Origin of the sequence: Octadecabacter sp. R77987 (assembly GCF_042466115.1) — a bacterium.
Classification (GTDB): domain Bacteria; phylum Pseudomonadota; class Alphaproteobacteria; order Rhodobacterales; family Rhodobacteraceae; genus SW4.
This window is the reverse complement of the sequence record NZ_JAXHBQ010000001.1, coordinates 1251248-1277114: the sequence shown is the minus strand read 5'-3', so window position 1 is coordinate 1277114 and position 25867 is coordinate 1251248. Positions and strand designations below refer to the sequence as shown.

At 59.1% G+C, this 25867-nt stretch carries 26 protein-coding genes; 11 read left to right on the top strand and 15 right to left on the bottom strand.

Annotated elements, in window-relative coordinates:
- The 10 genes from SJY21_RS06430 to SJY21_RS06385 all read left to right on the top strand — a co-directional run bounded on the left by SJY21_RS06430 (position 1) and on the right by SJY21_RS06385 (position 11441).
- The gene (locus SJY21_RS06430) at positions 1–1131 is read left to right on the top strand and encodes a cell envelope biogenesis protein TolA (protein ID WP_377507819.1); all 1131 of its coding nucleotides are present in this window, start codon (positions 1–3) and stop codon (positions 1129–1131) included.
- A complete protein-coding gene (tolB, locus tag SJY21_RS06425; protein ID WP_377507816.1) occupies positions 1128–2441 on the top strand; it encodes a Tol-Pal system beta propeller repeat protein TolB in 1314 nt (437 codons plus the stop codon). The genes SJY21_RS06430 and tolB overlap by 4 nt, the downstream gene beginning before the upstream one ends.
- Before the next feature lie 82 nt (positions 2442–2523).
- A complete protein-coding gene (gene pal, locus SJY21_RS06420) occupies positions 2524–3045 on the top strand; it encodes a peptidoglycan-associated lipoprotein Pal (RefSeq protein ID WP_377507813.1) in 522 nt (173 codons plus the stop codon).
- Between the two features lie 19 nt (positions 3046–3064).
- Entirely contained in the window at positions 3065–3895 is an 831-nt protein-coding gene (gene ybgF / locus SJY21_RS06415) for a tol-pal system protein YbgF (protein ID WP_377507810.1), read from the top strand.
- On the top strand, positions 3892–5127 hold the full coding sequence (gene tilS / locus SJY21_RS06410; RefSeq protein ID WP_377507807.1) for a tRNA lysidine(34) synthetase TilS: 1236 nt from the start codon (positions 3892–3894) through the stop codon (positions 5125–5127). Before ybgF ends, tilS begins: the two co-directional genes overlap by 4 nt.
- Before the next feature lie 84 nt (positions 5128–5211).
- Complete coding sequence (ftsH, locus tag SJY21_RS06405) at positions 5212–7128, top strand: ATP-dependent zinc metalloprotease FtsH (RefSeq protein ID WP_377507804.1); 1917 nt, start codon at positions 5212–5214, stop codon at positions 7126–7128.
- Positions 7129–7246: 118 nt separating this feature from the next.
- Positions 7247–7828, top strand: coding sequence for an MOSC domain-containing protein (locus tag SJY21_RS06400; protein ID WP_377507801.1), 582 nt, complete (start codon positions 7247–7249; stop codon positions 7826–7828).
- A gap of 132 nt (positions 7829–7960) precedes the next feature.
- Entirely contained in the window at positions 7961–9637 is a 1677-nt protein-coding gene (locus tag SJY21_RS06395; RefSeq protein WP_377513169.1) for a formate--tetrahydrofolate ligase, read from the top strand.
- Between the two features lie 45 nt (positions 9638–9682).
- A complete protein-coding gene (gene folD / locus SJY21_RS06390; RefSeq protein ID WP_377507799.1) occupies positions 9683–10576 on the top strand; it encodes a bifunctional methylenetetrahydrofolate dehydrogenase/methenyltetrahydrofolate cyclohydrolase FolD in 894 nt (297 codons plus the stop codon).
- Between the two features lie 226 nt (positions 10577–10802).
- A complete protein-coding gene (locus tag SJY21_RS06385) occupies positions 10803–11441 on the top strand; it encodes a LytTR family DNA-binding domain-containing protein (protein ID WP_377507796.1) in 639 nt (212 codons plus the stop codon).
- Between the two features lie 12 nt (positions 11442–11453).
- Here SJY21_RS06385 and SJY21_RS06380 read toward each other — a convergent pair whose 3' ends face one another.
- Positions 11454–12764, bottom strand: coding sequence for an ATPase (locus SJY21_RS06380; RefSeq protein ID WP_377507793.1), 1311 nt, complete (start codon positions 12762–12764; stop codon positions 11454–11456).
- Positions 12765–12909: 145 nt separating this feature from the next.
- Here SJY21_RS06380 and SJY21_RS06375 point away from each other — a divergent pair, with 145 nt between their 5' ends.
- Positions 12910–14535 (top strand): hypothetical protein, encoded by a 1626-nt coding sequence (locus SJY21_RS06375; protein ID WP_377507790.1) that lies wholly within the window; start codon positions 12910–12912, stop codon positions 14533–14535.
- Here the strand turns inward: SJY21_RS06375 and SJY21_RS06370 are convergent.
- From SJY21_RS06370 to SJY21_RS06305, 14 genes are all read right to left on the bottom strand, one after another.
- On the bottom strand, positions 14532–15017 hold the full coding sequence (locus SJY21_RS06370; protein ID WP_377507787.1) for a prepilin peptidase: 486 nt from the start codon (positions 15015–15017) through the stop codon (positions 14532–14534). The genes SJY21_RS06375 and SJY21_RS06370 overlap by 4 nt on opposite strands.
- 10 nt (positions 15018–15027) lie before the next feature.
- On the bottom strand, positions 15028–15888 hold the full coding sequence (locus SJY21_RS06365; RefSeq protein ID WP_377507784.1) for a tetratricopeptide repeat protein: 861 nt from the start codon (positions 15886–15888) through the stop codon (positions 15028–15030).
- Between the two features lie 26 nt (positions 15889–15914).
- The gene (locus tag SJY21_RS06360) at positions 15915–16475 is read right to left on the bottom strand and encodes a tetratricopeptide repeat protein (protein WP_377507781.1); all 561 of its coding nucleotides are present in this window, start codon (positions 16473–16475) and stop codon (positions 15915–15917) included.
- A gap of 5 nt (positions 16476–16480) precedes the next feature.
- Entirely contained in the window at positions 16481–17464 is a 984-nt protein-coding gene (locus tag SJY21_RS06355) for a type II secretion system F family protein (protein ID WP_377507779.1), read from the bottom strand.
- Positions 17465–17474: 10 nt separating this feature from the next.
- Positions 17475–18443, bottom strand: coding sequence for a type II secretion system F family protein (locus SJY21_RS06350; RefSeq protein WP_377507776.1), 969 nt, complete (start codon positions 18441–18443; stop codon positions 17475–17477).
- Between the two features lie 5 nt (positions 18444–18448).
- Positions 18449–19864, bottom strand: coding sequence for a CpaF family protein (locus SJY21_RS06345; RefSeq protein WP_377507772.1), 1416 nt, complete (start codon positions 19862–19864; stop codon positions 18449–18451).
- Between the two features lie 10 nt (positions 19865–19874).
- A complete protein-coding gene (locus SJY21_RS06340) occupies positions 19875–21122 on the bottom strand; it encodes a CpaE family protein (protein WP_377507769.1) in 1248 nt (415 codons plus the stop codon).
- Positions 21123–21411: 289 nt separating this feature from the next.
- Positions 21412–22065: an OmpA family protein gene (locus SJY21_RS06335; RefSeq protein WP_377507766.1), complete on the bottom strand. Its 654-nt coding sequence runs from the start codon at positions 22063–22065 to the stop codon at positions 21412–21414.
- Between the two features lie 15 nt (positions 22066–22080).
- A complete protein-coding gene (locus SJY21_RS06330) occupies positions 22081–23505 on the bottom strand; it encodes a type II and III secretion system protein family protein (RefSeq protein WP_377507763.1) in 1425 nt (474 codons plus the stop codon).
- A 204-nt stretch (positions 23506–23709) separates the two neighbouring features.
- Complete coding sequence (cpaB, locus tag SJY21_RS06325) at positions 23710–24564, bottom strand: Flp pilus assembly protein CpaB (protein ID WP_377507760.1); 855 nt, start codon at positions 24562–24564, stop codon at positions 23710–23712.
- A gap of 136 nt (positions 24565–24700) precedes the next feature.
- Positions 24701–24886 carry a Flp family type IVb pilin gene (locus SJY21_RS06320; protein WP_377507757.1) on the bottom strand — a complete coding sequence of 62 codons (186 nt, stop codon included), beginning with the start codon at positions 24884–24886 and terminating at the stop codon, positions 24701–24703.
- A 168-nt stretch (positions 24887–25054) separates the two neighbouring features.
- Positions 25055–25243 carry a Flp family type IVb pilin gene (locus SJY21_RS06315; RefSeq protein ID WP_148056187.1) on the bottom strand — a complete coding sequence of 63 codons (189 nt, stop codon included), beginning with the start codon at positions 25241–25243 and terminating at the stop codon, positions 25055–25057.
- A 26-nt stretch (positions 25244–25269) separates the two neighbouring features.
- Positions 25270–25458, bottom strand: coding sequence for a Flp family type IVb pilin (locus SJY21_RS06310; RefSeq protein WP_148056187.1), 189 nt, complete (start codon positions 25456–25458; stop codon positions 25270–25272).
- 26 nt (positions 25459–25484) lie between these two features.
- Positions 25485–25673 carry a Flp family type IVb pilin gene (locus tag SJY21_RS06305; protein WP_148056186.1) on the bottom strand — a complete coding sequence of 63 codons (189 nt, stop codon included), beginning with the start codon at positions 25671–25673 and terminating at the stop codon, positions 25485–25487.
- Between the last annotated feature and the right edge of the window lie 194 nt (positions 25674–25867).

The following is a 25867-nucleotide window of genomic DNA, read 5'->3' as shown; positions in this document are numbered from 1 at the left end:
ATGAGTGTCGGCACAACCATATCAGGTGTTGGACATACGGCACTGATTGGCTGGCTCATCCTTGGATGGGGTCTGCAATCGGACCCGTTGCCGTTTGAAGTGACCGAAGTGTCAGTCGTGTCGGGCGCGGAGTTTGCCGCCCTGACCCAAGGTGTGCAGCCTGATCAGCCCGGCGAAACCCCTGTAACGCCCGATGCGCCAGTGATTGACGAAACCCCGCCTGTGCCCGAAGTGGATACCCCGCCCGAGGTGGTCACGCCGCCAGAACCTGTGGCCGAGCCTGCGCAAGAAGAAGCGCCGATTGCGCCTGATCAGACCCCGCCACCACAAGCCGAGGTCACGGATACACCACCCGATGCGCCTGCCGATGTGGCGACACTTGTTACGCCGCCCCCGTCAACTGATGTGGGTGTCAGTCTGCGCCCCCAGCCACGCCCCGCACCCCGGATTACGCCCGAAGCGATTGCGCCGCCCCCTGAAGACGTGGCGATCGCGGACGTGGATCAGACAGCGCCCAACCCGGATGCTGCCCCCGCCGAGGACACGCCCGAAGCGGATGAAACCACCGCGCAGGAAGAATCCGCGCCTGAAATTGTAACCGAAGCCGAAACGCCTGCAGCCGCACCCGAACGGTCCCTGCGTCCGCAAACGCGGCCGAACCGGCCCGCGGCACCCGCAAGTGATACCGAAACCGCAACCGCAACAGCCCCTGCCGAAGATGACGCGACAGCCGCTGCTGTCGAGGCGGCCTTGGCTGCGGCGACCGAAGCGGCCACTGCGCCGCCACAAACCGGCAATCAAGGCGGCGGAGAGCTGAGCGCAGATGCCAAGAACGGCTTTTTGCGCCAAATCGGCAATTGCTGGAGCGTGGGAAGTGCAGGCACGGATGTGCTCAACACGGTCGTCACCGTTGGCTTTTCCATGACCGAGGATGGCCGCCCCGATACCAACTCGATCCGGCTGGTGTCCTTTACGGGTGGCACGCAGGGTTCCGCCGATATCGCCTTTCGCATCGCCAAGTCGGCCTTGGTCAGATGCACCCGCGACGGTTATGATCTACCACGTGACCAATACGAGACGTGGCGAAATATAGAATTGACCTTCAATCCAGAGAGAATGAGGACAAGATGATTGTGCGTTTGATGACCCTTTTGGCTGCGCTGATGCTTGGCACGCAGGCTTTTGCCCAAGAACCACTGCGGCTGACGCTTGAGGAAGGCGTGATCGAACCGCTGCCCTTTGCAGTGCCGGTCTTTCAGGCGGAAACCGCCGGATCGGAACAGATGGCGGCTGATATCAGTCGCGTTCTGGCCGAGGATTTGATCGGCACGGGGCTGTTTCGGCAAATTCCCGCCAGCGCATTCATCAGCCAGCACGCGACATTCGATCAGACGGTCGCCTTTGCCGATTGGCGCGCAATCAATACGCAGGCGCTGGTCACGGGGGCCGTTGCGGTGAATGGCACGCAACTGGTGGTCAAATTCCGCGTCTATGATGTGTTCACGGGCGTGGAAATGGGTGACGGGTTGCAGTTTGTCGGCACCACCGACGGCTGGCGGCGCATGGCACACAAGGTGGCCGATGCGGTTTACACACGTATCACCGGCGAAACGGGTTACTTTGACAGCCGCGTTGTGTTCGTCTCTGAAACCGGCCCCAAGGATAACCGCGCCAAGCGTCTGGCGATCATGGATTATGACGGCGCGAACGTGCAATTCCTGACCGATAGCAGCGCGATCGTGCTGGCCCCGCGGTTCTCACCCACAGGCGACCGCGTGCTTTACACCAGCTACGAGTCCGGCTTTCCACGCATCAACGTGCTGGATGTGGCCAATGTGGGCCGTCAACAGTTGACGACGCAGGCGGGCGAAATGGCCTTTTCCCCAAGGTTTTCGCGCGATGGGCGGCAGGTGATCTATAGCCTCGCCAATGGCGGCAACACCGATATCTGGCGCACCGATCTGGCCACGGGCCAGCACAGCCGTCTGACCAGCGCGCCCAGCATTGAAACCGCGCCCAGCTTTTCGCCCGATGGCACGCAGATCGTGTTTGAAAGCGACCGCAGCGGCACGCAGCAGATCTACATCATGCCCGCAACGGGCGGCGAGCCGCGCCGGATTTCCTTTGGTGACGGGCGCTATGGCAGCCCTGTGTGGTCGCCGCGCGGTGATCTGATTTCGTTTACGAAACAGAACGCGGGCCGTTTCCATATCGGTGTGATGCGCACGGATGGAAGCGAGGAACGCCTGTTGACGTCGTCATTTCTTGACGAGGGGCCGACATGGTCGCCCAACGGGCGGGTCATCATGTTTACCCGCGAAACCCAAGGGGCGGATGGATCATCTTCGATCTATTCGGTTGATATCACGGGGCGCAATCTGCGCCGTTTGACAACAAGTGGCGGGGCGTCTGATCCGTCTTGGGGGCCGTTGCAACCCTAGGCACGTTAGTGTGATTCCCATGATCCCAAACACATGATACAGTTGGCTCAAGAACGAGCATAAAAGAACACAGGACAGTCAAATGAACCTATCAATCAAAGCCGGTTTGCTGATCGCAGGCCTTTCCATCTCGGCCTGCACCAATGCAGACCGTTTCGACACAACCGATACCGTTGACCTGACAGGTGGCGGCGCAGGCGTTACGACCGGCGTGCTGGACGGTGCCGACGATCCACGCAGCCCCGCCTATTTCAACCAGACCATTGGTGATCGGGTGTTGTTCGTGGTCGACAGTTCCAGCCTGACTTCGGCCGGTATGGCAACGCTGGACGGGCAGGCGCAGTGGCTTTTGACCAATTCCGACTATCTGGCCGTGATCGAAGGGCACGCCGACGAACAGGGCACACGGGAATACAACCTTGCGCTGGGTGCGCGCCGGTCCAACGCTGTGCGCGAATATCTGATCTCGAAGGGCGTGCCATCATCGCGCATCCGCACGCTTAGCTATGGTAAAGAGCGCCCGATTGCGGTTTGTTCGCAAGAAAGCTGCTATGCCCAGAACCGCCGCGCGGTAACGATCATCTCGATTGGGCAGACCAGCTAAAGGCATCGAGGGGGAAGGCATGATCCGTTTGCACAAATGGGTTGCGATTTTGGCGCTGTCGGCTGTGGCTGGCGGCGCTATCGCGCAGACACGCGAAGAAACGCTGGCCGATATTCGGCAGCAGTTGACCGTGCTTTATGTGGATATCCAGACCCTCAAGACCGAACTGTCAACGACCGGCGCGCCATCGGGCAGCGTTGCAGGCAATTCGCCGCTGGAACGCCTGACCGCGATCGAGGCCGAGTTGCAGCGCCTGACAGCTGCGACCGAACACCTTGATTTCCGAATTGGCCGGATCACCGCTGACGGGACCAACCGGATCGGAGATTTGGAATTCCGCCTGTGCGAACTGGAAGACGGCTGTGATATCGGCGCGCTGGGCGACACACCCAGCCTTGGCGGCGTTGATGCCGAACCCACGGGGCCTGGCCCCGTTGCGCCTCCGCCTTCGGGCGGACCGGCCCTGGCGATTGGCGAACAGCAAGACTTTGAGCGGGCGCAGGAGGCGCTCGCTGCCGGTGACTTTCGCGGCGCCGCTGACCAGTTTGCGACCTTTGTCACGTCCTATCCGGGCGGACCGTTAGCGGGGCAGGCGCATTTCTATCGCGGCGAGGCCCTGACAGGCTTGGGCGAAACCACCAATGCCGCGCGCGCGTATCTTGACAGTTTTTCCGGTGAACCCGAAGGCCCCGTTGCGCCCGATGCCCTGTTCAACCTTGGCAAATCCCTTGGTGCGATCAACCAGACGCAGGATGCCTGCATCACGCTGGCCGAAGTTGGCGTGCGATTCCCCGGCAATCCGGCGGTGTTGGCGGCGCAGACCGAAATGCGCAACCTTGGCTGTTCGTGACCGCGCAAACGCTTGACCAGCAGTTCGCGGGGGCAATGGGCAATCTGCTTGGCCCCGATTTTCCCGAAACCATTGGCCTTGCCGTATCCGGCGGTGGCGATTCCATGGCGCTGCTGGCACTTGCACATAGTTGGGCGCGGGTCTGGGGTGTCGGCCTGCGGGTTGCGAGCGTCGATCACGGGTTGCGCCCTGACTCGGCTGGCGAAGCGGCGATGGTTGCCCGTGAATGTGCCGCACTTGGCCATCCGCACGTGACATTGAAATGGCAGGGCTGGGACGGGCAGGGCAACTTGCAGGATGCGGCACGGCGCGCACGACTGCGTTTGATTGGCGGGTGGCGTGGGGATTTGCGCCATGTCCTGATGGGCCATACCCGCGATGATCTGGCCGAAACATTTCTGATGCGTGTGCAGCGCGGGTCGGGTGTGGACGGTTTGGCGGCGATGGCCCCGCTGCGTGATGTGGCCGAAGGCTTTGCCGTGGTGCGCCCGTTGCTGGGAATGCGCCGCGCGGACCTGCGCCATTACTTGCGCACCTTGCAGGTGCCTTGGGTCGACGACCCAAGTAACGATGACCCGCAGTTTTCGCGGGTTCGCATGCGCCAAGCCATTGAAACGCTTGATCTTGATGTGGACCGGCTTGCCGACACGGCCCGTGCGATGGCCCTTGCGCGCAACGCCTTGCAGGCAAGGGCGGTGGATGTGGCGCGTCGGGTCGCGCAGGTGGTCGCGGGCAATGTGGTCTTTGACCGTGACGGGTTCGCGGGGGTCGAACAAGAGACACAGTTGCGCTTGTTGGCGGCGGGGGCGCAATTCGTGTCGTCCAACTCCTATCGCCCGCGTCGTGCGCCGCTGGAAGTCACGCTTGAAACCATCCTTTCGGGCGGCACCGCCACATTGCATGGCGCATTGGTCATCGCCAAAGGCGCACAAATTGTCGTAACCCGCGAAGGCGCGGCGGTGACGGCGCTGGCATCGCCAAGCGATCAAGTCTGGGACAATCGCTGGCAGATCGACGGCCCCCATGCGTCCGACCTGACGATCCGGCCCTTGGGCGATGGCATCAGTGACTGTCCTGACTGGCGCGCATCGGGTCTGCCGCGCGCGGCGCTGGTGTCCTCTCCGGCGGTCTGGCGGGGTGAAACCCTGATTTCTGCCCCAATTGCGGGCTACAATCCTGTTTTTACAGCGCGGATTGTCGCGGATTTCCAATCCTTTCTGCTTTCGCATTGAACTAAGCGGCAAGGTCTCTATTTTAGATGGGTGGCCAGCGGCGACTCTCGCCCATGTGCCAAACCTACGTTTAGGAGATTTGCCTTGGGCAACGCGCGCAATCTGGCCGTTTGGGTCGTCATGTTCCTTCTTATTCTGGCGCTGTTCAATTTGTTCAGCAGTGGAACCGGAACGCAGGCGGCAAACGCCAAGAATTATTCCGACTTTGTGGCAGCCGTGGAAAATGGCGCGGTTGCAAGTGCAACGCTTGATGGCGAACAAATCCGCTATCGCGGGACGGACGGTCAGGACTATGTCGTGATCAAGCCCGATGACGCCGAAGTCACCAACCTGTTGATTGAAAAGAACGTGCCGCTGACGGCAAAAAGCCAGGAAACCAACGGGTTTACATCGTTCCTGATCGGCTTGTTGCCCTTCTTGCTGCTGATCGGTGTGTGGATCTACTTCATGAACCGGATGCAGGGCGGGGGCAAAGGCGGCGCGATGGGCTTTGGCAAGTCCAAGGCCAAGCTGCTGACCGAAAAGCAGGGCCGTGTGACCTTTGACGAGGTTGCGGGGATCGACGAAGCCAAGGAAGAACTGGAAGAAATCGTCGAGTTCCTGCGCAACCCGCAGAAGTTCAGCCGCCTCGGCGGGAAAATCCCAAAAGGTGCGCTTCTTGTCGGCCCTCCCGGTACCGGTAAGACACTGCTGGCCCGCGCCATTGCAGGCGAAGCTGGCGTGCCGTTCTTTACGATTTCCGGTTCCGATTTCGTGGAAATGTTCGTTGGTGTCGGTGCATCCCGTGTGCGCGACATGTTCGAACAGGCGAAAAAGAATGCCCCCTGCATCGTGTTTATCGACGAAATTGACGCTGTGGGCCGCTCGCGCGGTGCCGGTTATGGCGGTGGCAATGACGAACGCGAACAGACGTTGAACCAACTGCTGGTTGAAATGGACGGCTTTGAAGCCAACGAAGGCATCATCATCGTCGCGGCCACCAACCGCCCCGATGTGCTTGACCCTGCGCTGCTGCGTCCGGGCCGTTTTGACCGTCAGGTGCAGGTGCCCAACCCCGACATCAAGGGCCGCGAAAAAATTCTGGCCGTGCATGCCCGCAAGGTGCCGCTTGGCCCCGATGTTGATTTGCGCATCATCGCCCGTGGCACGCCCGGCTTTTCCGGTGCGGACCTTGCGAACCTTGTGAACGAAAGCGCGCTGATGGCAGCCCGCGTGGGGCGCCGTTTCGTGACCATGCATGATTTCGAGTCCGCCAAGGACAAGGTGATGATGGGCAGCGAACGCCGTTCCATGGTCATGACCGAGGACGAAAAAAAGCTGACCGCATATCACGAGGCGGGACATGCGATTGTGGGGCTGAACGTGCCGCAGCACGATCCGATCCACAAGGCGACGATCATTCCGCGTGGGCGTGCGCTGGGTCTGGTGCTGTCGCTGCCCGAACGTGACCAGCTTTCGGTCAGCTATACCAAATATACCTCGAAGATCGCGATGGCGATGGGCGGGCGCGTGGCCGAAGAACTGACCTTTGGCAAGGAAAACGTGACATCCGGCGCATCCAGCGACATCCAGCAGGCGTCCAAGATCGCCCGCGCGATGGTGACGCAGTTCGGCTATGCAGAGGAGTTGGGTTTCGTGGACTACGCCAATGAACAGAATTCCTATCTGGGCGCTTATGGCGGCGGGACGAACCATTCCGCCGATACGCAAAAGATCATCGACGACAAGGTCAAGGAAATCATCGACACCGGTTACGAAACCGCCAAACGCATTCTGACCGAAAAGCACGACGAACTTGAGCGTCTGGCCCAAGGGTTGCTGGAATACGAAACCCTGACCGGCAACGAGATCACCAAAGTGATCGCGGGCGAGGCGCTGAACCGTGGGGATGATGCCGACGACACGCCACCCTCCAGCGGCAGTTCGGTTACGGCGATCCCCAAGACCAAACCGAAAAAGCCGAAATCTGACGGCGGGCTGGAACCCGAACCGACAGCCTGATTTTGGCAAAGACAGAACCCCGCAGCCACCGGCCGCGGGGTTTTTCTTTGCGCAGGTTTCGGGGTTGCGCGGGGCATGGGCGCTCTGCCATCGTGCGCCAAAATCAGGAGTTGCACAAATGCCCGCATTGAAACCCACCGACATGACCGCCACCGTGACCTGGCTGGGCGCGTTGACCGGCGATGATCGCACAGCGATGTTGGGGGAAAAATACGACCAAATCGACCTGACGTTTGCAGGAATTGCTGGTGCGTTTCACGCAGGCCTGACCCGTCCGTCATGCAGTCGCGTCACATCGCAATACCCCAAAGGCACCGACATCAAGAACGAACGCCAGCTGAGTATCGTCAGCGAAGAAGAATTGGCGCAGATCGCCGCCGCGATGGGCGTGGACAGCATCGACCCCGCGCGGATCGGTGCAACGATGGTCATTCGCGGCATTCCTGATTTTACCCATGTGCCGCCTTCATCCCGCCTGCAAGCGCCCAGCGGCGCGACGGTGGTTGTGGACATGGAGAACCGCCCCTGCATCTTTCCGGCCAAATCCTTGGACGTGGTGCATCCGGGCAAAGGCAAGGCGTTCAAACCGGCCGCCGCTGGCAAGCGCGGCGTGACCGCCTGGGTCGCGGCCCAGGGGCGCGTGGCTATCGGCGATTTGCTGACGCTGCACATCCCCGATCAGCGGGCTTGGGCGCCCTAGACGCACCCCAAGGACACTCCGACGATTCCGGCAGGCAAAATGTCGCAATCGCTTCGCAACGGACTGGCGCAGCCCGCTATAGCTGTTGCAACGAAACACGGGCGTGCGCCCGCTGACAGGGAAATCACCACCATGGCCTACAAATCCGACATCGAAATTGCCCGCGAGGCCAAGAAACGCCCGATTCAGGAAATCGGCGCGAAACTGGGCATCGGCAGCGACGATCTGCTGCCTTATGGGCACGACAAGGCCAAGGTAAGCCAGTCCTTCATCAACTCGGTCCAGAAGAACAAGAACGGCAAGCTGATCCTTGTCACTGCGATCAACCCGACCCCGGCAGGCGAAGGCAAGACCACGACGACCGTTGGTTTGGGTGATGGCCTGAACCGGATCGGCAAAAAGGCCGCTGTCTGTATCCGCGAGGCCTCGCTTGGACCGAACTTTGGGATGAAGGGCGGGGCCGCTGGCGGTGGCTATGCGCAGATCGTGCCGATGGAAGATATGAACCTCCACTTTACCGGTGATTTTCACGCGATCACCTCGGCCCACTCGCTATTGAGCGCGATGATCGACAACCACATCTATTGGGGGAACGAGCTGGAAATCGACGTGCGCCGCGTTGTCTGGCGCCGCGTTGTTGACATGAACGACCGTGCCCTGCGCCAGATCACGGCCAGCCTTGGTGGTGTGGCAAACGGTTTCCCGCGCGAGGCCGGTTTTGACATCACGGTGGCGTCCGAAGTCATGGCGATCCTGTGTTTGGCCAAGGATCTGAAGGACTTGCAACAGCGTCTGGGTGACATGATCGTCGCTTACCGCCGTGATCGTAGCCCCGTCTTTGCCCGCGACATCAAGGCCGATGGCGCGATGACTGTTCTGCTGAAGGATGCGATGCAGCCCAACCTTGTGCAGACGCTGGAAAACAACCCCGCATTCGTGCATGGCGGCCCGTTTGCCAATATCGCGCATGGCTGTAATTCGGTCATCGCGACGACCACGGCCCTGAAAATCGCGGATTTTGTCGTGACCGAGGCCGGCTTTGGCGCCGATCTGGGCGCCGAGAAATTCATGAACATCAAGTGCCGCAAGGCCGGGCTGGCCCCCGATTGCGTGGTGCTGGTTGCGACCGTGCGCGCGATGAAGATGAACGGCGGCGTGGCCAAGGCCGATCTGGGCGCGGAAAACGTGGATGCCGTGAAATCCGGCTGCGCCAACCTTGGCCGTCACATCGGCAACCTGAAATCGTTCGGCGTGCCTGTGGTCGTTGCGATCAACCACTTTGTCACCGACACGGACGCCGAAGTGCAGGCCGTCAAGGACTACGTGAAAACCCAAGGTTCCGAAGCGATCCTGTCGCAGCACTGGGAACATGGATCGAAAGGCTCCGAAGAACTGGCAACGCGGGTCGCCGAAATCGCCGAAAGCGGTATCAGCGCCTTTGCCCCGATCTATCCCGACGAAATGTCGCTGGCCGACAAAATCCAGACCATTGCCAAGCGGATTTATCACGCTGACGAAGCGCTGATGGACAAGAAAATCCGTGATCAGTTGAAACTGTGGGAAGAGCAGGGCTATGGCAATCTGCCGGTCTGCATGGCGAAAACCCAGTATTCGTTCAGCACCGACCCCAACCTGCGCGGCGCACCCACGGGCCATTCGGTGCCAGTGCGCGAAGTGCGCCTGTCGGCAGGGGCCGGTTTCGTGGTTGTCGTCTGCGGCGAGATCATGACAATGCCGGGCCTGCCACGGGTGCCGTCGGCTGAAAACATCCACCTCAATGATGACGGCCAGATCGAAGGGCTGTTTTAACGCCACCACCCCGGCAATCCATTCACACCGCACCAAGGATCAACAATGTCAGCCAAGATAATCGACGGCAAAGCGTTCGCCGCAACCGTGCGCGAGAAGGTCGGAGCGCATGTCGCCCGCCTGAAAGAAGAACACGGGATCACGCCGGGGCTGGCCGTTGTCTTGGTTGGTGAAGACCCCGCGTCGCAGGTCTATGTGCGCTCAAAAGGCAAGATGACACTTGAGGTCGGAATGGCCTCTTTCGAACACAAGCTGGATGTGGACACCTCGGAAGCCGATCTGTTGGCGCTTATTGCGAAGCTGAACGCCGATCCGGAAATTCACGGGATTCTGGTGCAGTTACCGCTTCCTTCTCATCTTGATTCCGATCTGGTGATCAACAGCATTGATCCGGCCAAGGACGTTGACGGCTTTCACATTTCCAATGTGGGGCTTTTGGGGACAGGGCAGAAATCCATGGTGCCCTGCACACCGCTGGGCTGCTTGATGATGCTGCGCGATCATCACGGCAGCCTGTCGGGGATGAACGCGGTTGTGATTGGACGGTCCAATATCGTGGGCAAGCCGATGGCGAACCTGCTGCTGGGCGATAGCTGCACGGTCACGATTGCCCATAGCCGGACCAAGGACCTTCCGGGCGTGGTGCGTCAAGCCGACATCGTTGTGGCCGCCGTGGGACGCCCCGAAATGGTGATCGGTGATTGGATCAAACCCGGTGCCACGGTGATTGATGTGGGCATCAACCGGATCGACAAACCCGAAGGCGGCACGCGCCTTGTTGGTGATGCCCACTATGACAGCTGCGCAGCGGTGGCAGGCGCGATCACGCCCGTGCCCGGCGGTGTCGGACCTATGACAATCGCCTGTCTTTTGGCCAATACGATCACCGCTTGTTGCCGCGCAAACGGGCTGGCCGAACCTGAAGGGCTGACTGCTTAAATCACACAGTTTCAAGTGTTTTCGCCGTTTTCGTGAATAGCATTTGATTTCATTGCGCTGCGCGCTAACGTTGCCCAAGGTTAGCTGGGGTAACTGTCGCGTGCGTGTTTTTCGGAAGTTTGTAGCAGGGCTACGAAGCGAGGTTTTCCAACCAAAGCCGCTTGTGGTGTGGGCAATTGCGACGCTTATTCTTGCGGTTACCGGCCCGTTTGACACCTATAATTCAATGAGTTTCGCGGCCCGTAGCCTCTATTGGTTCACGGTCGTTTCGGTCAGCCACATCCTTGCGGTTGGCGTGCGGGTTTCGGTTGCGATGGTCCTGCAAGGACAACCGCGCCTGCGCCGCGATCTGGTTGGCGCATTTGTCTTTTCCCTGCTCTTTACGCCCTGCGTTTATTACTATTCCATCTTCGCCGCGGGGAGCCGGGAACTGCCGGGCTTGTCGGCCTTTCGCATGTGGGGCGTGGTATTGATTGTGTCGCTTTGCATCACGCTGTTGCGTAACCTCAATATCGTGTCATCCGCGGCGACGGAAACGCCGCGCCCCCGCCTGCTGGACCGCATCGAGGGCGACCACGACGCAGATTCCATCGTGCGCCTGACGGTCAATGATCACTACGTCGAGGTGCTGTTGTCATGCGGTGCGACACATCGGTTGCTGATGCGCTTTGCCGATGCGGTGGCCGAGATGTCGGGGATTGACGGGTTCTGCGTGCATCGGTCGCATTGGGTTGCGCGCGCGCATATCGGCGAGGTTGTGCGCGACAACGGGCGCGTGTTTGTGCGCACAAGTGACGGAGCACATGTGCCTGTCGGCCCGAAATACCGCGCGAATCTGGTCGCGGCGAACGTTCTGACCGACTAGGCGCATGCTGCCTTAGTGAACGATTTCTTCTTCCTTGACGAACATGTTTGCCCATGCCCGATCCACCAGATCGGGGGTCATCTGATAGGGGATGCCTTCAAATTCGCAAATCGCGATCATCTGGTCGATCAAAAAGATCGGCTGGTAGTTCGCATAGATGTTGTCGATGGTCGGGTATTTCTTTTTCAGCAGATGCACCAAGGATGCCTCGTCCAGTGGCATCTTGCGCTTGCGCGCGACCATGGCAAAAATCTTGAGGAAATCTTCCTGTTCCGGCCCGTCGATCTTGATCTTGAAGAAGATGCGGCGCAGGGCGGCTTTATCGAAAATCTCGTTGGGGTGGAAGTTGGTGGAAAAGATCACCAGTGTATCAAACGGCACTTCGAATTTTTCGCCCGATTGCAGCGCCAGAATATCCTTGTTTTCTTCCAGTGGCACGATCCAGCGGTTGACCAGCGCCTGCGGCGGTTCGGCCTGACGGCCAAGGTCATCGACGATGAAAATCCCGCCGGTCGCTTTCAGCTGCAAGGGCGCCTGATAGGTGCGCGCGGTCGGGTTATAGACCAGATCAAGCATCGACAGTGACAGTTCACCACCGGTGATCACGGTCGGGCGTTCGCACAGCACATAGCGCGTATCGAACCTGCCCGATGTGCGGCGCAGCGAATTTGGATCGTCGATGTCTTCTTCGGCGGCCGAATGCACGATCGGGTCATAAACGGTGATCACCTGACCGGAATATTCAATCGCGCGCGGCACATAGATCTTGTCGCCCAAGGCATCCCTGATCCCGTTCGAGATCGAGGATTTCCCGTTGCCGGGAGGGCCATACATCAGGATCGAGCGGCCAGCGCCGACCGCAGGCCCAAGGTGGTCCAACAGTTCGCCGGGAAGGATCAGGTGGCCCATGGCGGCTGTCAGCTGGTCGCGGGTCACCTGGATGTTGCGGATCGACTGGCGTTTGACCTGTTCGCGATACACATCAAGCGGCACAGGCATCGCACCAAAATACTCCGACTGCGCGACAGCATCCAGCGCGCGTGCTTTGCCCGCATCGGTCAGCTGATAGCCCATTTCATTGCCGTTGTTGGCGTTCAGGGTGCCTGTGGCTTCCAGCAGGCGCTGGGTGCGCGCGAGATCGACAAGTTCCTGCGTCACGGGGACGGGCAGGCAGATCACCTTGGCGATTTCTGTCACCAGATCAAGGTTCATACGGAACATGGTTTTCAACAGGATATCACGCATCATCGCCATCGGCAGTTGCATCCCCGCAAGGGATTTCGGAGCCGGTGGGGCCATTACGTTGGTCGCTTGCATATTCATGTCGGTCTGCCCGTTTATCATTTGTTTGTGGCACAAGCGCCGCTTTGGCGGGAATGTCGCCAAATCAGACACAAAGCCTTTTGCCTCCCCCTATTTGCCTGACTATTGTGGCGAAAAAATGGACAAACCATTGCGAGGGGCAGGCATGACACGACCAAATCCAGTTACATTTTTCGCATTCCTTGTGGCAATTCTTGTCGCAATGGGCGGGGCGACCCTGCTCAAGGGCGGGTTTTTCATTGGCCGGCACGAAGGCGACACCCTGCATCTGGTGCAAATCGTGTTCCGCATGGTCGCCGGAGAGGTCCCGCACGTTGATTTCATGACCCCGATTGGGGCTTTGGCATTCTGGCCAATCGCGTTTTTCGTGGACCGTGGCATGGGGATTGGCATGGCGATTGTATCCGCGCAGGTTTCCTTTGCCGCCGTGATGCTGCCCGCCCTGTGGTGGGTCGGTTACAGCCGCATGTCGCGCAGTGTTGCGCTGCTGTTCGGGTTGATCGTGATGGGGCTGCTTTTGGCGCTTGTCCACGGCGAGGCGCAGCGCAGCATTTCATTTTCGATGCATTATAACCGCTGGGCCTGGGCGGCCACGTTTATCGCCGTTATTGCGGCCATGTTGCCGCCTGTCCACCCCAAGAGACCGGCCATTGATGGTATCGTGATCGGTGCCATGATGGCTATTCTGGTGATGATCAAAGTGACCTATTTCGCTGCTTTTGCCCTGCCGGTTGTCCTTGCGCTGGTTTTGGGCAAACGCCTGTCGACGCTGATGTTTGCCGTTTTGACGGGCGTTGTGATCGCGGTTCTGATCACCCTGTTTGCGGGGGTTGACTATTGGCTGGCCTATATCGGCGATCTTAGGGCGGTGGCCAGTTCCGATGTGCGTCCGCAGCCGGGTGAACCCTTTAGCGCGGTGATGGGCGCGCCAGCCTATATTGCCGGATCGCTGGTGGCGATCGCGGGCGTGATCTTTGTGCGCCAGTCGGGGCAGGCCAATGCGGGGCTGGTCCTGTTGCTGCTGGTGCCGGGGTTCTTTTATGTGACGTTCCAGAATTTTGGCAACGATCCGCAGTGGTTGCTGCTGTTGGGTGTGCTGTTGCTGGCCCTGCTGCCCTCGCCTGACCTGACAAATGCGATGGGGCTGAACCTGCGCACGGCGCAGCTGGTCACGGCGGCGATGGCACTGGCGCTGATCGCCCCGTCGTTCGCGAACATGCTTTACAGCCCCTTCCGGCACCTGCGCGTGGACGAGGCGACATATGCGCCGATCCTGCCCCGTGGCGGCATTCACATGGATTTGCACACAGCCGATTTGCGTGCACTGCGTGTTGACGGGCGTGTTGCGCTGGACGGCGAAGGATCGGGCCTTGAACAGTTCCGCGAGGGCGCGCGCCGTGATGAACAGGCGCAGTTCATGGGCGAGGTCTTCCCTTATTGCACGACGGAACTGGGCCTGCCGGCCATGTTTGATGCAGTGACACGTGATCTGGAAGAGGCCGGGCTGGCCGAGGGCAAGCGCCTGCTGGCCGCCGATCTGTTTTCGTCGCACTGGCTTTATGGCGCGCTTGAACGCCTCGAAGGTGGCGCGCCGTGGTATTATGGTGGGTTGCCGGGCTTTGACTCGGCGGACTACCTGTTGGTGCCGCTGTGTCCCGTGTCGCATGATTTGCAGGTCATGATCCTGAAGGCCGTGACAGAACGCGGCACCGATGATCTGACGGAAATCCGCCGCACGCCGTTGTATATTTTGTTTGAAAAGGCGGGTTAGATCAGCGGGATCGCAAGGTAAAACGCCAGTGCCGCCCCAAGCGGAAAGCCCATTGGAAAGCGTTTGCCCGATGACCAGCTTTCCCACTCGGGGACCAGTTTGCGCAGGGGCGAGATTTTGACCAGACGGTGCACCAGATACCCGCCCGCCGCACAGGCCGCGAGGATATACAGCATCGTCGAAAGGTCCGACAGCGCGACAAACGGTGCGGCTGCGGCGGCAAATTTTGCATCGCCTGCGCCCAATACGCCCGCGGCGTTCAGCACCATACCGATCACCAGCATCACGATCAGGTGCAACCAGCGCCACGCGTAAACGTCCAGATCAAGCGTCAGCAACCCCGTGACGGCAAACACCCCGACCAAAGCATAAACGGCGACATTGGGGATCTTCATTACCCGCATGTCGTTCCACGCCACAAAGATGCAGATCGGCACGACCAAGGGCAGATACCACAGGGCATCGCTGGCGGAATGGGCCACCTGCACGGGCTTAGTTCGCGACGTTGTCTTCCAGCGCCCGCAGGCTGCGCACGGCCGCCTCAAAGTGCTGGGGGTGGGTGTCGATGGCTTCGCGCAGCAAACCGCGCCCGATGGTCACATCGTTCTGCTTGATCGCGGACAGGGCCAGCGTATGCAGCAGTTGCGCGCGCTCGATCTGGCTCATCGGGATGACGGGCAGATCATAGTTGCGTTGCGCACCACGGGCCAGCACAAGGTTGTTCTTGGCGGTGAACAGGCTGCTGTCATGGCGGATCGCGTCACCGAACAGGCGTTCGGCGCCCGCATAATCGCCGCGTGTCAGCTTGGAAAAGCCCCAGTTGTTGAACACACCGGCAGGCTGGGTCGTCAGGCCCGCAGCGGTTTCATAGAAACTGTCGGCGTTGTCCCATTCTTCGTTGCTGTCGGCGATCATCGCCTCAAGGCGGTAGCGCTTGTAGGTCTCGTGGGTCGGGGGCACGCTATCAAGGGTGATTTCGGCCGCGTCCCACTGGTTGTTGCGGATCTGGGCATCGGCCAGATCGACGCTGTCGTCGGCAGTGGCTTCGGCATGGGCAACCACGGCCTCCCAGGCGGGGATGGCATCGGCGGGGCGCTGCGCCCGCACGAGCGATGTCGCAAGTCCGCGCATCAGGTCAATCCGTCCAGGATCGTTTTCGCTGGCGCGGGCAAAGTAGTTGACCGCCTCGTTGGGGTCACCGACCGTCAGCATCACATCGTTGAGGTTGGTTTCATCGACCACGTTCACATCGCGCAGGGCGCGGTTCACCTGGGCGTCGCCAGATTGATCGCCACAGGCCGTCAACGCAACAACACCTGCCAATGACAGGGACATCAGGATAGGGTGGCGCATTTTTGCGTCCTTTTACTGCTCTTGCCTCAGGGTGCGGAGAGGATCACATAGTCGCCTGTGCCGCGCCGCACCAATTCGAATTTTTGGTCTTCATTGGGGTCTTCATAGCCCGGATTGTCCAATTTTGCGAGTGCCAAGCGCAAGTTGTCCCGAATCTGGTCGGAATTGCCGTTATCCGTGGCAAAAGCGCGACGAAACACCTGTGACGCTTCGGCGATTTTGCCCCGTTCCATCAGGATCACACCCAGATTGTTCCATGCAGCGGCAAAGCTGGCATCTTCGTCAACGGCGCGTCGCAGCAAGGTTTCGGCCTGTCCCAGCCGCCCCAGACGTAGATTGGCCGAGCCAAGCGCGCTGAGCGTGTCGACATTCAGCCCCTGCTGGCCCGCAGCACGGGTATAGGCATCGAGTGCAAGCTGGTATTCACCAGCCGCCATCAGCCGATGCCCGACGATCAGCCCGTCCGTATCGGCCGGTCCGGCCACACCGGGCGCATAAACCTGACCATCGGCACGCCCAAAGCCGCCCGGTTCACAGGCGGCGAGGGCGGCAATCACCGCGATCATTGCAATCGGTTTTGGCGTCATGACCCTTAGAAGTTCGCGTTACCCAATGTTACCGCGATGTTAAAGATCGACGGCCCGATCAGGATGATCAGAAGCGGCGGAACCGTCAACATCATCGTGGCCAAAGTCATCTTTGTGGGCAGGGTGTTGGCCTTTTCTTCGGCGCGCATGACCCTTTTGTCACGCATTTCACCGGCATAGACGCGCAAGGCTTCGGCAATCGAGGTGCCGAATTGCTGCGACTGGATCAGCACGGTCACAAAGCTGGCGATGTCGGTCACGCCGCAGCGTTCGGACATATCGCGCAACACGGCCTGCTTGTCCTTGCCGGCCTTCATCTCGTGGGCGACGACCTCGAATTCATAGGCGAGGGCCGGGAAGCCGGATTTCAGCTCGCGGGCAACGCGGATGATGGACTGGTCAAGCGACTGGCCCGCTTCGACGCAGACAAGCATCATATCAAGACTGTCGGGAAAACCGTTGACGATTTCTTCCTGACGCGCGGATTGGCGGCGCGTGACCCAGTATTTCGGTGTCATGTAACCAACAACACCCGGGATCAGGATCGACAGGATCGTCGCCTTGGTTGATGGTTCACCGGTTGACGATGCATAGATCGCATAGGCGACACCGGCCAACAGCAGGCCCACACCCATCGCAAATTGCGCAAAGTGATACATCCGCACCGCGTTCTTGGTGCGGTAGCCGGCCTGCATCAGTTTCAGACGGATTGCGGAAAACTCTTCCTCGTCCTGCGGTTCCAGAAAGTTGGAGTATTTTTCCAGCTTGTCCTTGCCGCCGCCCGCCCGCAGTTTTTCGGCCTTTGACAGGGCCGAGTTTTGCGCGCGCGTGCTGGCACGCAGCTTGTCCAGCGGATCGACCTCTTTCTTGAGCATGGTCGGCAAGACCAGCAAGATCATCAATACGCCCAGCATGCCCACGACAATCAGCGGGCCAAACGGGCCCAGCTTGTCGGTCAGCAGATCGGAAATGGTTGTCAGGATGTCCATAGTCTGGTCCTTACACCTTGATATTCACGAGTGTTTTCATAACGATCACGTTGACCGTCAGGAACGCCGCCACCACAAGACAGGCGGGGATAAACACGGAGGTTTCTTTGACATCGTCATAATAGTTCGGCTGGATCACGTTGATCCCGACCAATGCCAACAGCGGAAAGACGGACAGGAACATGCCTGACCACTTTGCCTCGGCGGTGATCGCCTTTACACGGCGGAACAGTTTGAACCGCGCCCGGATCACTTTGGCCAGACCGTCCAGAATTTCGGCAAGGTTACCACCGGCCGTTTGCTGGATCGTCACGGCCACGGCCAGAAAGCGCATATCCTGCATGTCCATCCGTTCGGCCATGTGTTTCAGGGTCTCACCCATATCGCGACCATAGGCGGCCTCGTCCGAGATCATGCCCATTTCGGTGCCAAGCGGGTCGGGGATCTCCTTGGCGACAATGGCAATGGCGGATGAAAACGGGTGACCCACACGCAAGGAACGCACCATCAGTTCAACCGCATCGGGCAGTTGTTCTTCCAAAAGGGCCATGCGCTTTTTGGCCTTGCCGTTGATCCAGACGTAAACGCCGCCCACGCCCATCGCGGCCGCGACGCCCGCGCGAATTTGCACGCTGGCACCGGTGCCGACGGTCAGACCGATAAAGGCCATGACGCCAAGCGCGGCCATGACCATGATCAGCTGGGGCGGTGTAAAGGCGATATTGGCCTTTTGTGCCTTGCTGGCCAGGATCGAATAAAGCGGGATGCTTTTCGATTTCATGTGCTGGGACATTTCCTTGCGGAGCTGTTCCAGAACCTGTTCGCGACCCGCGCCTTTTTCAAGCAGTTCAAGCCGGCGGTTGACCTTGTTGTTGAGGCTGATGGATTTGCCAAAGACGGTCAGATACAGACCTTCGACAAGCACCAGAATGGCCACGAAAATGAGGCCATAGATGATGGGTTCGGCGGAAATTGTCATGAGCGTTACTCCGCGACCATGGGTTCAAAGATTGCCGGGGGCAGGTCATAGCCCCACAGCTTGAAGCGATCCGAGAAGTGCGAACGCACGCCCGTCGCCGTAAAGTGGCCGATGATCTTGTTGTCCGGTGTCAGGCCGACACGCTGGAAGCGAAAGATTTCCTGCATGGAAATCACATCGCCTTCCATGCCGGTGATTTCCGTGATCGACGTCATGCGGCGCGACCCGTCCTGCAAACGCGAGGCCTGCACGATCAGGTTCACAGCCGATGAAATCTGGCTGCGCATCGCCTTGAGCGGCATTTCGATGCCGGCCATCGCGATCATGTTTTCCAGACGCGACACACCATCACGCGCCGAGTTGGCGTGAATTGTGGTCATTGACCCGTCGTGACCGGTGTTCATGGCCTGCAGCATGTCGATCACTTCCTCGCCGCGGGTTTCACCCACGATGATCCGGTCAGGGCGCATACGCAGGGCGTTTTTCAGACAGTCACGCTGGCTGACCGCACCTTTGCCTTCGACGTTGGGCGGGCGGCTTTCCATCCGGCCCACGTGGGTCTGTTGCAGTTGAAGTTCCGCCGTATCCTCGATCGTGAGGATGCGTTCGCTGTCATCAATGAACGACGACAGGGCGTTCAGGGTGGTTGTTTTACCCGAACCCGTCCCGCCCGATACGATGACGTTCAATCGCGTGGACACGGCGGCCTGCAAATAGGCGGCCATTTCTTCGGTAAAAGCGCCGAACTTGACCAGATCGTCAATCGCCAGCTTTTCCTTTTTGAACTTGCGAATGGACACCAGCGAGCCGTCAACAGCGACCGGTGGCACCATCGCGTTGAAACGCGACCCATCGGCAAGACGCGCATCGACGTAAGGGTTGCTTTCATCGACGCGGCGGCCCACGGCCGACACGATCTTGTCGATAATGCGCAGCAGGTGGCGTTCGTCCTTGAAGGTAATATCTGTCAGCTGCAGTTTGCCATCGCGTTCCACAAAAATCTGTTGCGGGCCGTTCACCAGAATATCGTTGACGCTGTCGTCTTTCAGCAGCGTTTCCAGCGGGCCAAGGCCCGTGACTTCAAAGAAAAGGTCCTGGTTCAGGGACTGGCGCTCGTCGCGGTTCAGCACGACGCCCATTTCTTCGAGGGTTTCGGTGGCAATCGCGTTGATTTCCTGACGCAAATCGTTCTCGGACGCGTTTTCCAGCGCCGAGAGGTTCAGGTTGTCCAGCAGCGCCTTGTGCAGCTCGAGCTTGATCTCGCCCAGCCGCTCCTTGCGCTTTTTCTCCTTGTCCTGCGGCGCGGCCTGTGCGGCAACAGGTTTGGCCTTCATCAAGGACGCTTTTGGCGCTTCGGGAACCGGCATCGGTGTGACGTTGCTGGCAGCCTTTGCATCGGGTTTTTTATACTTGGAAAACATCGGATGCCCCTTATGAGCTTGTTGCGGCCACGTCGGCCGTGTTGACCTCGTGGACAGACTTGGCCAGCTTTGCGATTTCCTTGCGCAGCGGGTTCTTGGGAATGCCTTCGGACAGTGGCGCGCCGTGATCGGCGTTCTGCGCGACGGGCTTGCCGCCGTCGGGCATCTGCACCTCAATGGAAATTCCCAGGGATTCAGCCAGACGCTTGACGCGGCTCTTGCCGTTCAGGTCTGTGAATTTCGGTGCGCGGTTCAGCACAAAACGCAGCTTTTCAAACGGCAGGTCCTCGCCCTGAAGCGCGCGCTTGAGGCGCAGTGTGTTCTGGGCCGAGCGCAGGTCCATTTCCAGCGTCGCGAAATAGACGTGGGCGGCATGCAACACAGTTTCGGACCATTCCACCATCGTCGACGGCATGTCGATCACGACATAGTCGAAATTCGTGCGCGCCATTTCGATGATGCGTTCCACATCGGCGGGGCCGATCAGATCAAGCGGAATCAGATCGGTCGGCGAGGTCAGCACATGCAGCTTGTCCTCGTAGGACAACAGCGAGTGCATAAAGCTTTCGCTATCCATCGATTCCGTGTCCGACAGCATTTCAAACACCGATTCGCGGCGCGGCAGGTCCAGATAGGTGGATGTGCTGCCAAACTGCAGATCCAGATCAATCAGGCAAACCCGTGGTGGTTTGTCCTTGTCGATATTGGCCAGCTCCCACGCAAGGTTCACCGCAAGGGTTGTCGCGCCTGTGCCGCCGGCCATGCCGTGCACGGGGATCACAACGCCATTGCGATCGCCTGTCGCCTTGAGCTTGTTTTGCATTTCGGGCGCAACGGGGGCTTCGGCGGGTTCGGCCAGGACACGTTCAATGGCGCGGGCCAGTTCGTTTTCCGGCAGAGGGTAGGGGACAAATTCATCGCCACCTTCACGCAACAGCTGGTGCAAGGATGCCGGGCTGACATCTTCGGCGATCAGTATCACCTTGATTTCACGGGACTTTGCCGCCGCAATGATGTCAGTGATCAAGGACAGATCGGCCTCGTCCTCCTCGTCCAGCGCCACGGCGATAAACTGCAATTCAGCCGCTTCGGGCTGTTCAAGGAACGCGAGCGCGTCACCAAAGCCAAGATCACCCCAGTTTTCACCAAGGGTTGCTTCCATGTCTTCGATCAGCAGATCAAAAATCTGCACATCGCGGCTAATCGTGCACGCCACGATCGGCTGTGGGTCGGGCTGCAATACTGCGTTGCTACTCATTGCCTTACGTCCTTTGTTATCGGGCAACGGACGGGGACGTTGATTTGCCGGTCGGCCCTGAATTGGCCGGAGCATATCCCCACCGATGCCCATGCCCGTATCGGGGCTTGGGTCTCTCGATTGGGAGTAACTTGCTTGGGAAACGTGACCAGATTGGGGCCAAAAAACTCCAATTGTGCGAATTCTCGCGACGATCACCGGAATTTATCGGGGGTTGTTTCGCGATTTCCCGCCCCAAAAACAAAAACGGACCACACTGGGCCCGCTTTTGCCGGAGATATGTTTGGTTTTAGGGTGTGAGTTGCGCACCACGCCCGCCCGACAGGGTCGTTGGGGCGGCGGCACTGGTCACATAGTCGCGGAAAATGACTTCGCCGTAGCGGCCATTCATGATTGTCGGGTGGTTCTGAACGAATCCGGACACTTCTGTCACCGTGCGGCGATTGCGGCGTTCCTGGCCGTCGGTCACGATCAGCGGCTGGGTTTCACCGAAAGATACAACAGCTTCAAGCCGGTCACGCCCGATACCCTGACTGGTCAGATACAGCACAACGGCCTGCGCACGTTGCAGGCCCAGACGGCGGTTATAGGCCTGTGAACCGACAAGATCGGTGTGGCCATAAACCTTGAAACGCACTTCGGGGAACTGCCGGATCCATTGGGCCTGTTCACGCAGGGTTGCGCGGGCCTGTTCATCCAATGCCGTGGAATTAAACGGGAAATTGACAGTTGATGACACTTCGGAAGCGAAGCGGCGCGCCAGGTTGATGGTGTAGCCGCTTTGGCCTGTTTGCACCATGGTGTTGGCCATCGTGGAATTGCCGAAAGTGCCTGAATCGATCTGGCTGCCCGCCTCGCGGTTGAACGTGGGGAAAAAGTTGTTCCCATCGGTGCAACCCGCGAGTGAGACCGCGATTGCCGCTGTCGCAACAAGATATTTCATCGGTCTCATCCCTTTTTAGTCAAGCACGTAGCCATATGACCCGCTGAAGTCCTGTCTTGCAACCTCTCCGGCGCCACCTGTTGTCGGGCCTTCGCCAGCGGCGACACGGCCGAACAGGAACAAGTCGCGTTCGGAAGGGGGGCGGACACGGTCGGTGGGCAGGGCCAAAGCCTCGCCACGGGTCGGTGTCACAAGATGCGGAGTCACGATAATCACCAGTTCGGTCTGCTGGCGCGAATATTCAGCGCTGCGGAACAGGGCACCCAGCACCGGGATGTCACCCAGCCACGGCACCTGACCATTGAGGTCAATAAAGTCGTCCGACAACAGGCCGGCGATGGCAAAGCTTTCACCGTCGCGCATTTCAACAGTTGTCGATGTTTCGCGGCGTTTGAACGCATCAACGGTAAACCCGCCCTGGGTAAAGCCGTTTGTCGGGTCAATCGAGGACACGGCGGCCATCAATTCAAGGTTGATGATGTCGCCGTCCACCACGCGGGGTGTAAAGTTCAGCTCGATCCCGAAAGGTTTGTATTCGATCGTGATCGCGCCGTTGTCCTGGGCAACTGGAATTGGGTATTCGCCACCGGCAAGAAAGCTTGCCTCTTGCCCGGACAGGGCTGTCAGGTTTGGCTCGGCCAGTGTGCGCACGACACCGCGCGCTTCGAGGGCTTCCAGAAGGATCCCAACCTCAAGGCCACCGGCATTAAAGCCAAACAGCATCGCGCCGTTGTTTTCGTTGGCGCCGGGCAGGGTGCCCGTCAGCGTGCTTGCCGCGCCACCTGCCGTCACAGCACCACCGGTGCCGCCGGAAATTCCCAGATCACCGCCCAGGGCCGTGCCGCCAAGGGCCAGCGAGGAACTGAGTGATTTGGATACAGAACGTTGCATTTCAGCGAAACGCACGCGCAACATCACCTGCTGGGTGCCGCCGACGCTCATCAGGTTGGAAACACGTTCGGGTGCATAGCGGTTGGCCAGTTCAAGCGCGCGATCAAGGCGCGAAATGCTGGATACCGTGCCAGAAAGGACGATCCCGTCATTGGCCGTGCGCACTTCGATGTTTTCGCCGGGCAGGATCTGCTCCAGCCGTTCCTTGAATTCTGCGATGTCGGGGGTCACGTGGACCTCGACATTGGTAATCAAGCGGCCATCGGCACCCAAAAGGGTCAGCGTTGTGCGACCCGGTTCCTTGCCCAACACATAGATCGTGCGATCCGAGAGCGAGGAAATGTCGGCAATGCCGGGGTTGGCGATGCTAAGTTCTGTGAAAGGAACGTCGCTTTCCACAACAACGGCACGGTTCATCGGAACCTGTAGCGCGCTGGATGGAGAACCACGCATAACTTGCAAGGTTTCAGCGGGTGCCGATGTCGGTGCCGCCGCGATTGCAAGTGTAAGGCCAGTCAATGCGGCCTTGATAAATCTGTCATATTTCATTGTGACCTGCCTCTGTGATCACGCCCAAGAAAACGCGGACTTGTGTCCGTCATTGGGGCGACGATGGCCCAACCGCGCAAAAATAGCAAGAATCAATGCGTTGCGGGGCGAATCTTATGTGGATAAACCGCAACAGGTTGCCCTTGGGTCATAGAAAAGGCGCGCCGTTTTGACGGGCGCGCCTTGTTGCGATGTTCGTTTTTATCAATTCGTGCAGGGGATTGGCACGTCGATTGTTTCGGCGCCGCGACGTGTGCGGATCGAGCAACCTTGTTCTTCAACCGCCTCGGGCACGACCACCTGTTCGGCGATCCCAAGCAGCGAACGTTGGTCAACTTCGATGGCATCGACCACGCTGTCGTCTTCGCGACCCACCAATGACAGTGACAAACGACCCGATGATTGTGCCTGCGCCAGTGCGGCAACTTCCTGGGGCGTGACCTGCACTGTGACGGTGCGTGCCACGCTGGCTTCGCCGCGGTTGCTGTCGGCCGTCTGGTCAACCGCAATGATTTCAACGCCGGTTTCGATCAGCTTGGTGACATCGCCACCATTGCGACCGGCACCTTCGATGCGACCCGTCCAATAGACGTCAACACGGTCGCCCGGGTTCAGGAAGCCGGACACGCCCGATGCCACGTCAACACGGATCGTAAAGGCACGCATGCCGCGGGAAAGGCGCGAGGTCAGGCCTGCATCTTCACCCGGTTCGGTGACTTTGATCGCGATGATCGGTTCATTTTCTTCCAACTGGCGCAGCACGACACGCAGTTCGTCCCCGCCATTTGGGAACAGGTCTTCCTGGGTCATGAAGACACCTTCGGGAAGGAAGGGTTCTGCATATTTGATGAACTGAATGTCGGCAGTGGTAATCACTTCGCCGTATGTCATCTGCCGGTTGACGGCGATCACATCGACGGTGGCGACATTCTGTGCGGCGCGTGCGCGTTGCTCGGCAAGCTCGGCGTTTTGTTGCTCAAAGTAGCCCTGAACCATGTAGATCGCAAAACCCGCAAGGGCCATGCCTACAATCAGGACCAATCCAAATACGGCTCTCATAACTCTATCCTTTCAGGACCAACTCTTTTGCCTCTCCGCACCCTCGTGGCACGGTTCACACCGACATTTGCACGCGATTGCGGCGATTTCGTGCCAGCGGGGCGGCTTTGGCGTGAAAATTCACGCCAGTTGTCGATCAATACTCAGGAATTTCCTGGCTTGTGAGGCGGTTGCCAACGCTGTTGGAATGATCCACCGCGCCGTCCCCGATTGTTGCGATCACTGCAAGCGCGAGCCCGATGATGGCGGCTGTCAGCACGACCCAGTCAACGGTGATGGCACCGTCGTCTTGCGCGTGGAACCGCTTGAAATAATTAAACATGATGGACTCCGTTAATTGGGGTGTAAGTTGTCTTGCATCCGTTTTGCCGCTGTAATGTGGCAGCAAGTGGGTTGGCGGGTGACAAATTGGTGCTTTCGCAAGTCGGATCGTGGAAACAAAAAGGGCCACACACAAAGGTGCGGCCCGTTTTGATCGTGTCACGACGACTTAGTTGTAGTCGACGATTGTCTGTGCGGTCAGCTGCGAGCTGATTTTGTCGCCCAGGGCAGTCGTGCCGTTACCAACCGAAGTCAGAACTGCGATGCCAAGGCCAACGATTGCGGCTGTCAGAACAACCCAGTCAACGGTCACGGCACCATCTTCGTCGGCGCGGAAGTTTTTGATGAAGTTAAGCATGTGTATTCTCCAGAAGTCGGGGTTGATTAGTTATAGTCGACGATTGTCTGTGCGGTCAGCTGCGAGCTGATTTTGTCGCCCAGGGCAGTCGTGCCGTTACCAACCGAAGTCAGAACTGCGATGCCAAGGCCAACGATTGCGGCTGTCAGAACAACCCAGTCAACGGTCACGGCACCATCTTCGTCGGCGCGGAAGTTTTTGATGAAGTTAAGCATGTGTATTCTCCAGAAGTCGGGGTTGATTAGTTATAGTCGACGATGGTTTGTGCGGTGAGCTGCGAGCTGATCTTGTCGCCCAAAGCTGTGGTGCCGTTACCAACCGAAGTCAGGACAGCGATGCCCAGGCCCACGATGGCTGCGGTCAGCACAACCCAGTCAACTGTGACTGCGCCGTCTTCGTCGTTGCGGAAGTTCTTGATAAAGTTAAGCATTGTATGTCCCTCCTCAGGGTGTCGCTCAGTTTCACTACCTATCCGGATCGTCCCGCACCGGCCTCTTGTTGGTGCAGTCCCCGTCTTGGATGGGCATATATAGCCAGTGGAATGGGGCGAGACTTTGACCGGTTTCGTGCATTTTTCGGCGAGCGTGATTTTCTGGGAAATTCATGGTTAACGAATTGTTTTTA